We start from the raw sequence: 13575 nt of genomic DNA on the forward strand, positions 1-13575 counted from the left end.
GCGATCGATCGCCGGCTATGGGTTGACCCGACGAAGCGTCAGGTTGATGCGGCCGCCGGATTTCAGAAGGGTCGAGGTTCCAGGATAGATGCGGTCGACGCCATGGAAGCACAGTCGACCTTCGCCTCCGAGGATGAAGAGATCGCCGCTTTCCAGCTTCAAGGATTTCGTCCTGTCGGTGCGCGATAGGCCGCCGATGCGGAACAGGCAGGTGTTTCCAAGTGAGATCGAGAGGACCGGCGCCGACAAGTCGGTTTCATCTCGATCCTGATGTAGGCCCATCTTGGCGTCATCGGCATAGAAATTGACGAGGCAGGCTTCGGGATCTTTCGGATGGCCTGAGAGCTCGCGCCAGAGGTCGAGCAAAACCGGGGGGATGTCGGGCCAGGGCTTGGCCGTCTGCGGATGAGACGGCTGATAGCGATAACCCCTCTCCTTGTCGGTCACCCAGCCAAGCGGACCGCAATTCGTCATGCGGACTGACATAGGGCGGCCTGAGCCGGGCATTACCGGAACATAGAGCGGCGCCTCGACCACAACCGCGCGAATGATATCGACCAGCTCTTCCTGCTGGGTCCGCGACAGGCGGCCCGGGAGATAACGAAGACCGGATTGGAGGCTGATCTCGGCTTTGGTTTCAGCCATGCTCAATCTCCCGCCGGCTTGCCGCGCATCTTCTTCACATCTGAACGTCCGGACTTTGCCTTAAGACGCCGTTCGATCGAGCCCTTGGTGGGCTTGGTCTTTTTGCGGGGCGGCGGTGGTGGCTTGGCCGCTTCGAGCAGCAGCTCCTTCAGGCGATCGCGGGCGTCTTCGCGATTGCGGTCCTGACTGCGGAAGCGGCTGGCCTCAATCATCAGCACGCCTTCCTTGGACAGGCGTTTGCCGGCAAGCTTCGCGGCATTCTGCTTCACGCGATCATTCAGCGCGGGCGATCCGAGCAGATTGAAGAAGAGCTGAACGGCGGTCGAGACCTTGTTGACATTCTGACCGCCTGGGCCGCCGGCCAGCACGAATTGCTCCGTCAGCTCCCAGCCGGCGATCGTTATGCGGTTGTTGATCTCTAGCGGTTCGCTTGCCATGTCATCGGTCTCTTTCTCGGCTTCCATATCGGCCGCAAAGACTTCAAAGGCAAGCCGGAAGCAGAAGAGGCCCGGCAAACTTGCCGGGCCTCTTCATGGTCGTCAAATCAGTAGATCACTCGGCAGCGAAGCGAATGCCCGGGGCTGCGTCGCGGACCTTGCCGTCGACATGGGCTTCGAACTTGGCGAAGTTGTCGATGAACATGCCGACCAGCTTCTTGGCCTGCGCGTCGTAGGCGACGCCGTCAGCCCAGGTCGAGCGTGGGTCGAGGATCTTCGTGTCGACGCCACCCACGGCGACCGGAACTGCGAAGCCGAAGTTGGCATCCGTACGCATCTCAACCTTCTTCAACTCGCCGGTCAGAGCAGCCGTCAGAAGCGCACGGGTCGCCTTGATCGGCATGCGGTTCCCGGTCCCATAGGCGCCGCCGGTCCAGCCGGTGTTGACGAGCCAGCAATCGACCTCGTGACGTGCGATCAAATCGCGAAGCAGGTTGCCGTATTCCGTCGGGTGGCGCGGCATGAAGGGGGCGCCGAAGCAGGTCGAGAAGGTGGCTTCCGGTTCGGTGACACCCTTTTCGGTGCCGGCAACCTTCGCGGTGTAACCGGACAGGAAGTGGTACATGGCCTGTTCCGGCGTCAGCTTGGCGATCGGCGGGAGAACACCGAAGGCATCCGCTGTCAGCATGATGATCGTCTTCGGATGCGGTGCGATGCCGGTCTCCGATGCATTCGGAATGAAATGCAGCGGGTAAGCGCAGCGGGTGTTTTCCGTCAGCGAGCCGTCATTGAAGTCCGGAACGCGGTTTTCGTCCAGAATGACGTTTTCGAGCACGGTGCCGAAGCGCTTGGTCGTGGCGAAGATCTCCGGTTCAGCTTCTGCCGAAAGACGGATGGTCTTGGCGTAGCAGCCACCTTCGAAGTTGAAGATGCCGTTTTCACCCCAGCCATGTTCATCGTCACCAATCAGGGTGCGCTTCGGATCAGCCGACAGCGTGGTCTTGCCGGTGCCGGAGAGGCCGAAGAAGACGGCTGCGTCGCCATCAGGGCCGACATTGGCCGAGCAATGCATCGGCATGACGCCCTTGGACGGCAGCAGGTAGTTGAGGACGGTGAAGACCGACTTCTTCATTTCGCCGGCATAGGATGTGCCGCCGATGAGGACGATGCCATTGGTCAGGTCGCAAGCGATAACCGTCTCGGTGCGGCAACCATGACGGGCGGGATCGGCACGGAAGCTCGGCAGATCGATGATCGTCAACTTGGGCAGGAAGCCTTCCAGAGCTTCACGCTCGGGACGGATCAGCAGGTTGCGGATGAAGAGCGAGTGCCAGGCGAATTCGGTCACGACACGGGTCGGCAGTGCGTTGTCTGCGTCGGCGCCGCCAATCAGATCCTGAACAAAGAGGTCCCTGCCCTCGGCATGGGCCAGCATGTCCTGATGCAGCACGGCGAAATGCTCCGGCGACATCGGCTTGTTGTTGTCCCACCAGATCTGGTCGTCGGTCTTTGCATCGCGAACGACGAACTTGTCCTTGGCGGAGCGACCCGTGTGCTGACCGGTCAGAGCGCGCAGCGCACCATCGGCTGTAAGCTCGGCCTCGCCGCGACGGATAGCCTCTTCATAAAGAGCGGCCTCCAGGAAGTTGTAGCGAACGCTGGCGGCCTTCCCCAAGCCGATATCCGCGATACCCGCAGCCGGGTTCCTCACGCCGAATTCCTCCATGGGTGCGCCTTCCTCTCACATGGGCCAGAACTGAATGAGTGAAAACTAAACGGCACCGGCTCGAAAAGCAAGGCGGCACTCTAAAAAATATAATGATATCAATTATTTAATCGATTTAAACTGGAAAATGGCCTTTTTAAATCGTTTAGTTCCGCTTCCATTCCACGTCGAAAGACGGAGATCGGAGGAGCGAAATTGCCGTTTGACCGAAATCTGCTCGGCACGCCCCTTCCCCTCTGCCACAATTTGTTCCACCTTTATCCTCATATCGCACTGCCATGGAACCAGAGCTGGGCTGGACGAACCAGGAGCAGCGCAACGATGACGGAGACGTACACTATGCAGACGATCGCCCTCGTGGATGACGACCGCAACATTCTGACTTCGGTTTCGATTGCACTCGAAGCGGAAGGCTACAAGGTCGAAACCTACACCGACGGCGCCTCGGCTCTCGACGGTCTTCTCGCCCGTCCGCCGCAGCTGGCCATCTTCGACATCAAGATGCCGCGTATGGACGGGATGGAGCTCCTGCGCCGCCTGCGTCAGAAATCCGACATTCCGGTGATCTTCCTCACCTCCAAGGACGAAGAGATCGACGAACTCTTTGGCCTGAAGATGGGCGCCGACGACTTCATCACCAAACCCTTCTCGCAGCGCCTGCTGGTCGAGCGCGTCAAGGCGATCCTGCGGCGCTCGGCAAGCCGTGAGACGCTGGCGGCCGGTGGCGGCCCTGCAAAGGGGAGCCCAGAACAACAGGCGCGCACGCTGGAGCGTGGCCAGCTGGTCATGGATCAGGAGCGCCACACCTGCACCTGGAAGGGCGATCCGGTCACGCTGACCGTCACCGAATTCCTGATCCTGCATTCGCTGGCACAGCGCCCCGGCGTCGTGAAGAGCCGCGATGCGCTGATGGATGCGGCTTATGACGAGCAGGTCTATGTCGATGACCGCACCATCGACAGCCACATCAAGCGGCTGCGCAAGAAGTTCAAGATGGTCGATACCGACTTCGACATGATTGAAACCCTTTACGGTGTGGGCTACCGCTTCCGCGAAGCAGCGTAAGGTCTCGTCGTCATGGCCGCTTCGGCCAATACAGACGGGCGAAAGGTAAAGGTTTGACCCAGCAGGTTGACGAGGGACATCTGGAGGAGCCGGAATCCGGCTCCGAACAGCGTCGGCTGTTCACCCACCCCTTCACGCTGATCCGTCGGATCTTCGGCCACGCGCTCTTTTCGAGCCTGACCCGCCGTATCGTCTTCTTCAACCTTGCCGCATTGATCGTGCTGGTCGGCGGCATCATGTATCTCAACCAGTTCCGCGAGGGGCTGATCGATGCGCGCGTCGAGAGCCTACTGACTCAGGGCGAAATCATCGCCGCTGCCGTCTCGGCTTCGGCCTCCGTCGACACGAATTCGATCACGATCGATCCGGAAAAGCTGCTCGAGCTCCAGGCCGGGCAGAGCATCACGCCTGTTCCGAACGACGAGGATCTGGAATTCCCGATCAATCCGGAACGCGTGGCGCCGGTGCTTCGGCGCCTGATCTCGCCGACCCGTATCAGGGCCCGCCTCTTCGATGCCGATGCCAACCTTCTGCTCGATTCCCGGCACCTCTATTCGCGCGGCCAGGTACTGCGCTTCGACCTTCCACCCGTCGACAACGATTCCACCAGCTTCACCGACTGGATCACCCGCCTCTTCAATACCATCCTGCAGCCCGGAAACCTGCCGGTTTACCGCGAAGCGCCGGGCGGAGACGGCTCGATCTATCCCGAGGTGATGAACGCGCTGACCGGCGTGCGCGGCGCCGTGGTTCGCGTGACAGATCAGGGCGAGTTGATCGTCTCGGTGGCGGTTCCCGTCCAACGGTCACGTGCGGTGCTCGGCGTGCTGCTGCTCTCCACCCAGGCCGGCGATATCGACAAGATCGTGCATGCAGAACGCCTCGCCATCCTCCGCGTTTTCGGCGTGGCAACGCTGGTCAACATTGTCGTGTCGCTGCTTTTGTCCTCGACCATCGCCAACCCGTTGCGCAGGCTTTCGGCTGCGGCCATCCGCGTTCGCCGTGGTGCCAAGGAACGCGAGGAGATCCCGGACTTCTCGATCCGTCAGGACGAAATCGGCAACCTCTCCATCGCACTTCGCGAGATGACGACCGCACTTTACGACCGCATCGATGCGATCGAGAGCTTTGCAGCCGATGTCAGCCACGAGTTGAAAAACCCGCTGACATCGCTGCGTTCGGCCGTCGAAACGCTGCCTCTGGCAAAGACCGATCAATCCCGGCAGCGGCTGATGGACATTATCCAGCACGATGTCCGGCGCCTCGACCGTCTGATCAGCGATATCTCGGATGCATCGCGGCTCGACGCCGAGCTTGCGCGCTCGGATGCCAAGCCGGTTGATCTGGAGGTGTTGGTCTCGAGCCTTGTCGATATCTCTCGGGAGATCCGCAGCGGCAAGAAGGTGGTCAAGATCGACTGCGTGGTGGACCATAAGCAGGGTTCGAACCAGAATTTCCTCGTCAACGGGCATGATCTCCGCCTCGGCCAGATCGTGACCAATCTGATCGAAAACGCCCGCTCCTTCGTGCCGGAGGAGACAGGTCGGATCCTGGTCAAGCTTTCGCGCAACAAGAGCCGATGCCTCATCCAGGTCGAGGACAACGGTCCCGGCATTCAGGCCGAAGACATCGACCGCATCTTCGAGCGCTTCTACACCGACCGCCCCGAGGGCGAGAGCTTCGGCCAGAACTCCGGCCTTGGTCTTTCGATCAGCCGGCAGATTGCAGAAGCGCATGGTGGCACGTTGAGGGCCGAAAATGTGATGGATCCGGCAACGGGCCGCATTACCGGCGCTCGCTTCGTCCTGTCGCTGCCTGTGGGCACGCTCACATGAGCGAAACGCCTGCGAACATTCACGGGACGGCGATCACCGTGGATGGCATCGGGCTTCTCTTCCTCGGACCATCTGGAAGCGGCAAATCGAGCCTTGCTTTCGATTGTCTGTCAGAGGCCAGGCTGATGGGATGCCCCTGTGCGCTGATCTCCGATGACCGCGTGCTGGTGTCGAAGCGCGGCGATACGATCATCGGGGCGGGTCCTGGCTCGATCCGCGGACTGATGGAGTTGCGCTACAGCGGCATCGTCTCCGTCGCTCATGTTGCCGAGGCGGATCTGCACTACGCGATCCTGCCGGTATCAGGCGATGAGGTGGACCGGCTTCCGCCTGATGATGAGGTCGCCGACATCACTCCCGCCATCCGTCTGCCGGCCATCCGATTGCCCTTGTGGAGCCGATTTCCGCTGAGCTTGATCTTCGCACGGATCCGCAGTCTGCAGACAACCGGATGAAACACACGCTGTTTTGGCTTGCACTTCCCGCTTTGATCGACAAGATGGCGACCCACTGATGGACGAAACGCCAATCTTGAGCTATTCGGCGAGAGTTGCGCTAAGGGGCAGTTAAGAATGATCGGACTTGTGCTTGTCACGCATGGCAAGCTGGCTGAAGAGTTTCACCACGCGGTGGAGCATGTCGTAGGCCCACAGAAATTCATCGAGACCGTTTCGATCGGCCCCGAAGATGACATGGATCAGCGCCGCCAGGACATTCTCGATGCAGTCTTGCGCGCGGATGATGGACATGGCGTCATCATCCTGACCGACATGTTCGGCGGCACGCCTTCCAATCTCGCCATCTCCGTCATGAACACCGGTCGCATCGAAGTCATCGCCGGGGTCAATCTCCCGATGCTGATCAAGCTTGCGGGCGTTCGTGGCGATAACGACATGGATCGCTCGCTCGTAGAGGCTTCGGAAGCCGGACGGAAATACATCAATGTCGCAAGCCGCGTGTTGAGTGGTAAGTGAAACGATGAGCGACATGATCTCGCGTGATCTGCTGATCATCAACAAACGCGGCCTCCACGCCCGGGCCTCGGCCAAATTCGTTCAGACCGTCAGCGGCTTTGACGCGACGGTCAGCGTTTCGAAAGACGGCACCACCGTCGGCGGCACGTCGATCATGGGGCTCATGATGCTGGCTGCCAGCCCCGGCTGCTCCATCTCAGTCTCCGCCTCGGGCAACCAGGCGCAGGATGTGATGAATGCCCTCTCGGCGCTCGTCGCCGATCGCTTTGGTGAAGAGATGTAAAGCATCGCGACATAAAGACATAAAGACTTCTTTATGTCAGATTGCGTTTAATGCCTTTCCCTGCTAGAAGACGACCAAGCCCTGCAGACAGATCTGCGGGAGAGCCAGTTTGTCCATCCGCCATGAATTGCGGATCGGATCGGATCCAGCCGGAGAACCCCATGAGCAAACATGACTATGTGATCGCCGATATCGGTCTTGCCGATTTTGGCCGCAAGGAAATCAGCATCGCTGAAACCGAAATGCCGGGCCTGATGGCCTGCCGCGAAGAATTCGGGGCGAGCAAGCCGCTGAAGGGTGCGCGCATCACCGGTTCGCTGCACATGACGATCCAGACGGCAGTCCTGATCGAGACGCTTGTCGCGCTCGGCGCCGAGGTCCGTTGGGCATCCTGCAACATCTTCTCGACGCAGGACCATGCTGCGGCAGCAATTGCTGCTGCCGGCATTCCGGTCTTCGCGATCAAGGGCGAGTCGCTGACGGACTATTGGGACTACACCGACAAGATCTTCCAGTGGACTGACGGTGGCCTGTCCAACATGATCCTCGACGACGGTGGCGACGCCACCATGTACATCCTGCTCGGTGCCCGCGCCGAAGCCGGTGAGGACGTTCTTTCGAACCCGCAGTCGGAAGAAGAAGAAATTCTGGTCGCGCAGATCAAGAAGCGTCTGGCCGCTACGCCTGGCTGGTTCACCAAGCAGCGCGATGCCATCAAGGGCGTGACCGAAGAAACCACCACGGGCGTGCACCGCCTTTACGAACTCGCCAAGAAGGGCCTCCTCCCCTTCCCGGCGATCAACGTCAACGACTCGGTCACGAAGTCCAAGTTCGACAACAAGTATGGCTGCAAGGAATCGCTGGTTGACGGCATTCGTCGCGGTACCGACGTGATGATGGCCGGCAAGGTTGCCGTCGTCTGCGGCTACGGCGACGTCGGCAAGGGTTCGGCCGCTTCGCTGCGTGGCGCCGGCGCCCGCGTGAAGGTGACGGAAGTCGACCCGATCTGCGCCCTGCAGGCCGCCATGGACGGCTTTGAAGTTGTCACGCTCGAGGACGTCGTTTCCTCGGCCGACATCTTCATCACGACCACCGGCAACAAGGACGTCATCCGCATCGAGCACATGCGCGAGATGAAGGACATGGCGATCGTCGGCAACATCGGCCACTTCGACAACGAGATCCAGGTCGCTTCCCTGAAGAACCTGCGTTGGACGAACATCAAGCCGCAGGTCGACATGATCGAGTTCCCGAAGGGCAACCGCATGATCCTGCTCTCGGAAGGCCGCCTGCTGAACCTCGGCAACGCAACCGGTCACCCGTCCTTCGTCATGTCGGCCTCGTTCACCAACCAGGTTCTCGGCCAGATCGAGCTGTTTGCGAAGAACGATGAATACAAGCCGGGCGTCTATGTCCTGCCGAAGCACCTCGACGAAAAGGTCGCTCGTCTGCACCTCGAAAAGCTCGGCGTGAAGCTGACGCAGCTTTCGGACGAACAGGCAGCCTATATCGGCGTCACGACCCAGGGTCCGTTCAAGTCAGAACACTATCGCTATTAAAATATAGCTGGATAATATCTACATCTAGTGGGCGGCGCCTTGACAAGGGCGCCGCTTTCTTTTTTGGGCCCCGGCCTTCCCGACCCTATCCATCAAAGGTATTGTTTTAGAACTTGATTCGTGGACTGCACGAGCGCTCCGCGGATACGGATGTCTTGTCGACGATGCGGCACATAATAAGACGGAGACAGACCGAGAATGTCGGTACATCAACGCGCCCCGCGTCAGCGGGATACGGCTATGACGGCCGGTTTTCCAAGCCTCTGGCGGCCAACTTCAGACCTGACAACCGCGGTGCTGCGCAAGGTCGCACAGCGCCCAGCCGTGGCAGCCATGCGCCGCTTGCTGACTTGCGGTAGCGCACTTGCGGGCATCATCACGCCCGGCCTCGCGCATGCCCAAACCGCTGCGGCTCCGCTGCGCGGCTTCGACAGCGCCGATGTGGCGGGCTATGCCGTACTCCTCGGATCGGTTTCCGCAGCCCTGATCTTCGCCGCCGTTCTGCTTCGCCAGCGCAACAGGCTTGATGTCGAAGTGCGCGAACTGCGCTCGGCTTTTTCGGACAGCCAGCACAAGATCTCTCGGTACCAGACCCTGATCGCCGACAAGAACCGACGCACGGTCATCTGGGAAGGCCATAACGGAAAAGCAGAACTGCTCGGCCAGCTTCCGGCGGAGACAGGCGCTCCCCAGCAGGATCCGGACTTTCTGGCTTTCGGCCGCTGGCTTAAGCCACACTCTGCAAGCGAAGTCGAACGCGCCATCGAAGGTCTGCGGCTGAATGCCAAGTCCTTCGATCTGGTCGTCGAAACTCAGCGCGGTGAAGTTCTGGAGGTCCAAGGCAAGCTCTACGGCGGCCGCGCCTATGCGCATTTCGTTGCCCTCGACAACCTGCGTGCCGAACTGGCCGAACTGAAGATCGAGCGCAACCGCCTGCGTAGCTCGATTGCAACCTTTGAATCGCTGCTCGATTCGATCGAACAGCCTGTCTGGCAGCGCGACGGTGAAGGCCGTCTGGTCTGGGTCAACCAGGCCTATAGCGACGCCGTGGAGGCAAGCTCGCCGCAACAGGCGGTGCAGGAGGGGCGCGAAATTCTGGGCACCCTCACCCGAGAAAAGATCAAGGCGTCAGCGACCCCGGAATCACCCTTCCAGGATACCGTTTCGACGGCCGTTCGTGGCGCGCGGACCTTCTTCGATGTTGTCGATGTGAGGGGTCCTGCGGGCTCCTGTGGCATGGCGATCGACGTCTCGTCCGCAGAGACGCTTCGGGAAGACCTGACCCGGACGCTGAAGAGCCATGCCGATACGCTGGACCATCTGGCAACGCCGGTGGCAATCTTCGACGCCGACCGCCGCCTGCAATTCTACAACCAGGCTTTCCAGCAGCTTTGGGGTCTCGAAGCCAAGTTCCTCGAAAGCCGGCCCGATCATGCCGAACTGCTGGATCGGCTTCGTGCGGCGCATAAGCTGCCGGAACAGCTGAGCTGGAAGGCTTGGAAGGAAAATTGCCTTTCCGTCTACCGCGCTCTGGAGACGCAGACGGACCTCTGGCATCTGCCAAACGGCCAGACGCTTCGGGTGATTGCGTCTGCCCATCCGCAGGGTGGCGCCACCTGGGTGTTCGAAAACCTCACGGAACAGGTCAATCTGGAGACCCGCTACAACACGCTCGTGCAGGTGCAGGGTGAAACCATCGACCACCTGTCCGAAGGCGTCGCCGTCTTTGGTCCAGATGGCCGTATACAGCTGTCCAATCCCGCCTTCCGCGCCCTCTGGGGCATCACCGAAGCGCAGGCCGCTGTTGGCACCCACATCAGGCTGCTCGAAGCTGCCTGCGGGACGTCCTATGACAAGCCGGACGGCTGGAAGGCGTTCGGCAAGATGATCACCAGCTTCGAGGACGAGCGTCCGTCAAGTCAGGGTACACTGGAGCTCTATTCCGGTCTGGTGCTGGATTATGCCGTGACGCCGCTGCCGAATGCTCAGACCATGCTCACCTTCGTGAACATGACCGACAGCGTTCGTGCGGAACGGGCGCTGAAGGAGAAGAACGAAGCGCTGCAGAAGGCAGACGAGCTGAAGAACGATTTCGTCCAGCACGTCTCCTACGAGCTGCGCTCGCCGCTGACCAACATCATCGGCTTCACCGATCTCCTCAAGACACCGACGATCGGCCCGCTCAACGAGCGGCAGGCCGAATATATCGACCATATCTCGACCTCGTCTTCGGTACTGCTGACCATCGTCAACGACATTCTCGATCTCGCGACTGTCGATGCCGGCATCATGCAGCTGGACTATTCGGAAATCGATCTGAGCGATCTTCTCGACGATGTCTCGATGCAGATGACCGACAGATTGCAGGAAGGCGGCGTGACGCTGGAGATCGCGGCTCCCGCGCAGCTTGGTCATCTGATTGCCGACCGGCAGCGGTTAAAACAGATCCTTATCAAGATCCTGACCAATGCCGTGAATTACGCCCCCGAAGGCTCGGTCGTCTCGATGAAGTGCTGGCGCGAGGCCAATGATTTCGCCTTTTCCGTGAGTGACAACGGCTGCGGCATGAGCGCCGACCTTGTGTCCTCGGCCTTTGACCGCTTTTCGACAAGCGCCAAGGGCGGCAAGCGTAGCGGGCCGGGTCTTGGTCTCTCGATCGTCCAGAGCTTCGTCAACCTGCACAAGGGTGAAGTGAAGATCGAAAGCGAGCCGGGCCGCGGAACCACGGTCCACTGCCGCATTCCTTCTGCCAGTCTACCGCAGATGATCGCCGCCGCCGAATGAGCGCCGAGCCCACCCCGCTTGCCATCCACCTCGCCGACGACCGTGCCACCGCACTGTTCGGCGAGGATTTGCTTCTTGCACTTCAGGTCGGTGATTGCATCGCGCTTGAGGGCGACCTTGGGGCCGGAAAATCCACGCTGAGCCGAGCCTTGATCCGAGCCCTTGCGGAGGATCCGGATCTGGAGGTTCCAAGTCCGACCTTTACGCTGGTCCAGAACTACGAGCTGCGGATCCCCGTCGCGCATTTCGATCTCTACCGCCTGTCCGATCCGAGCGAGCTCGACGAACTCGGTCTGGAGGAGGCCTTGGCCGAGGGCATCTGCCTCGTTGAATGGCCAGGCAAAGCTGGCCGCGCGCTACCGAAGAACCGGATCGAGATCTGTGTCGCATTTGCGTCCGACGGTGGTCGGGACCTGTCCATCCGGGCTCCGGAAGCGAAACTGGCAAGGCTGCGCCGCGTTGCGGATATCAGACGCTTCCTCGACGCAAACGCCTGTAAGGATGCGCACAGACGCCACCTGACGGGCGACGCCTCCAACCGCGCCTATGAACATGTCTACCCGGCTGCAGGGGAGCCGCGTCTTGTTCTGATGGACGCGCCCAAACGGCCGAATGGTCCGCCGATCCGCGACGGGAAACCGTATTCGCAACTCGTGCATCTCGCAGAGGATGTCCGGCCTTTCGTCGCCATCGGCCAGGCTTTGAGAGAGCGGGGATTTGCGGCACCGAAAGTGCTGGCCCAGGACCTTGACGCAGGCATCCTGCTTCTGGAAGATCTGGGCGAAGACGGCGTGCTCGACCATCAGGGCAAGCCGATTGCGGAGCGCTACCGTGCCAGTGCCGCTTGCCTTGCAGCAATCCACGACACGCCGTTCGATAGAGAAATCGCCATACCGGGCGGTCATCGGCACAGGATCCCGGATTTCGATCGCGCAGCCATGAAATTCGAGGCCGAACTGCTCCTCGATTGGCACCTGCCCTGGAAACGGGATGGCAAACCGGTAACGACGGAAGAGCGTACGCGCTATCTCGCCATCTGGGACCAGTTAATCGACGAACTGGCGGATGCCGACACATCCATCGTGATGCGTGACTTCCACTCGCCCAATATCATCTGGCGGGACGACCGCGAAGGCCATGACAGGGTCGGGTTGATCGACTTCCAGGACGCCATGATCGGGCCAGCCGCCTATGATGTGGTATCGCTCGTTCAGGATGCGCGGGTGACGATCGAGCGTCCGCTCATGGATCAATTGATGGCCGACTATCTTTCCGCACGGTCGAGCATATCGGGCTTCGATGAAGGCGCATTTCTGAAGAGCTGGGCGATCATGTCGGCGCAGCGAGCCTGCAAGCTGAACGGGCTCTGGGTCCGGCTCAAGGAACGGGACGGCAAGCCGGGCTATATGCGCCATCTGCAGCGGACCCTCTGGCATCTCAACGTGGCTTTTGAGCATCCTGTTCTCGCCCCCTTGCGGAACTGGTGCCTAGAGGCTGGAATCGAGCTTCCCGAATCACCGGCCTGAGCAAAATGATCATCAAGCAAGCCATGGTGCTCGCGGCCGGACTCGGTACGCGGATGCGCCCCATTACAGAGACAATGCCGAAGCCGCTGGTCCGCATCGGCGGCAAGCCGATGATCGACTATGTGCTCGACGCGCTCGTTGAAGCCGGCGTGGAAACGATCGTGGTGAATGTCCATCACCATGCCGACCAGATGGAAGCGCATCTGGCTAAAGAGAAGCGCGCGGAGATCCGGATCTCGGACGAGCGCGACACGCTGATGGATTCTGGCGGTGGACTGGTAAAGGGCCTCAAGCTGCTGGATCATGACCAGCCGGCAATCGTCATGAATGCAGATCTCTTCTGGGTCGGCGAACAGCATGATGAGCCGAGCAACCTGATCCGGCTTGCGCAGCAGTTCGATCCCTCGCACATGGACATGTGCATGCTCTGTGTCGACGAACAGCGCACCACAGGCCACAATGGCAAGAACGATTTCTCGATGGCGGAAGACGGGCGGCTCACCCGCTATATCACCGGCGCCCCGAACCCGGTCGTCTATGCCGGGGCTCTCGCGCTGATGCCGCATCTATTCCACGACGCGCCTGATGGCCCCTTCAACCTCAACATCTATTTTGATCGTGCGATTGCCGCCGGACGATTGTTCGGCACCAGCCTTAATGGTCAATGGCTGACGGTCGGGACGCCTGACGCAATAGCGCCTGCCGAAGCCGTGGTTGCCCAATACAGCAGGAGCGCCTGAG

Annotated in this window: 12 protein-coding genes; 9 read left to right on the forward strand and 3 right to left on the reverse strand. The window is 60.5% G+C overall.

Annotated features, from left to right (window positions below):
* Positions 1-15: 15 nt before the first annotated feature.
* The 3 genes from AC02Y0_RS18885 to AC02Y0_RS18895 all read right to left on the reverse strand — a co-directional run bounded on the left by AC02Y0_RS18885 (position 16) and on the right by AC02Y0_RS18895 (position 2808).
* The gene (locus tag AC02Y0_RS18885; protein ID WP_476380442.1) at positions 16-645 is read right to left on the reverse strand and encodes an alpha-ketoglutarate-dependent dioxygenase AlkB; all 630 of its coding nucleotides are present in this window, start codon (positions 643-645) and stop codon (positions 16-18) included.
* A gap of 2 nt (positions 646-647) precedes the next feature.
* Positions 648-1082: an alternative ribosome rescue aminoacyl-tRNA hydrolase ArfB gene (gene arfB, locus AC02Y0_RS18890; protein ID WP_102021295.1), complete on the reverse strand. Its 435-nt coding sequence runs from the start codon at positions 1080-1082 to the stop codon at positions 648-650.
* A 115-nt stretch (positions 1083-1197) separates the two neighbouring features.
* Complete coding sequence (locus AC02Y0_RS18895) at positions 1198-2808, reverse strand: phosphoenolpyruvate carboxykinase (protein ID WP_476380444.1); 1611 nt, start codon at positions 2806-2808, stop codon at positions 1198-1200.
* 339 nt (positions 2809-3147) lie between these two features.
* Here AC02Y0_RS18895 and AC02Y0_RS18900 point away from each other — a divergent pair, with 339 nt between their 5' ends.
* The 9 genes from AC02Y0_RS18900 to AC02Y0_RS18940 all read left to right on the forward strand — a co-directional run bounded on the left by AC02Y0_RS18900 (position 3148) and on the right by AC02Y0_RS18940 (position 13574).
* Positions 3148-3873 (forward strand): response regulator transcription factor, encoded by a 726-nt coding sequence (locus tag AC02Y0_RS18900; protein ID WP_210200169.1) that lies wholly within the window; start codon positions 3148-3150, stop codon positions 3871-3873.
* A 53-nt stretch (positions 3874-3926) separates the two neighbouring features.
* Positions 3927-5708, forward strand: a complete 1782-nt coding sequence (locus AC02Y0_RS18905) for a stimulus-sensing domain-containing protein (protein WP_476380445.1) — start codon at positions 3927-3929, stop codon at positions 5706-5708.
* A complete protein-coding gene (locus AC02Y0_RS18910) occupies positions 5705-6163 on the forward strand; it encodes an HPr kinase/phosphorylase (protein ID WP_476380447.1) in 459 nt (152 codons plus the stop codon). The genes AC02Y0_RS18905 and AC02Y0_RS18910 overlap by 4 nt, the downstream gene beginning before the upstream one ends.
* 117 nt (positions 6164-6280) lie before the next feature.
* Positions 6281-6682: a PTS sugar transporter subunit IIA gene (locus AC02Y0_RS18915; RefSeq protein WP_102021222.1), complete on the forward strand. Its 402-nt coding sequence runs from the start codon at positions 6281-6283 to the stop codon at positions 6680-6682.
* 4 nt (positions 6683-6686) lie between these two features.
* On the forward strand, positions 6687-6965 hold the full coding sequence (locus AC02Y0_RS18920) for an HPr family phosphocarrier protein (protein WP_172450213.1): 279 nt from the start codon (positions 6687-6689) through the stop codon (positions 6963-6965).
* 161 nt (positions 6966-7126) lie between these two features.
* On the forward strand, positions 7127-8524 hold the full coding sequence (gene ahcY, locus AC02Y0_RS18925) for an adenosylhomocysteinase (protein ID WP_102021221.1): 1398 nt from the start codon (positions 7127-7129) through the stop codon (positions 8522-8524).
* A gap of 240 nt (positions 8525-8764) precedes the next feature.
* Positions 8765-11308, forward strand: a complete 2544-nt coding sequence (locus AC02Y0_RS18930) for a PAS domain-containing sensor histidine kinase (RefSeq protein ID WP_476384084.1) — start codon at positions 8765-8767, stop codon at positions 11306-11308.
* Complete coding sequence (tsaE, locus tag AC02Y0_RS18935) at positions 11305-12834, forward strand: tRNA (adenosine(37)-N6)-threonylcarbamoyltransferase complex ATPase subunit type 1 TsaE (RefSeq protein ID WP_476380449.1); 1530 nt, start codon at positions 11305-11307, stop codon at positions 12832-12834. Before AC02Y0_RS18930 ends, tsaE begins: the two co-directional genes overlap by 4 nt.
* 5 nt (positions 12835-12839) lie before the next feature.
* On the forward strand, positions 12840-13574 hold the full coding sequence (locus AC02Y0_RS18940) for a nucleotidyltransferase family protein (RefSeq protein ID WP_476380451.1): 735 nt from the start codon (positions 12840-12842) through the stop codon (positions 13572-13574).
* Position 13575 lies beyond the last annotated feature (1 nt).

It is taken from the genome of Allorhizobium sp. nf9_anc, assembly GCF_056323085.1.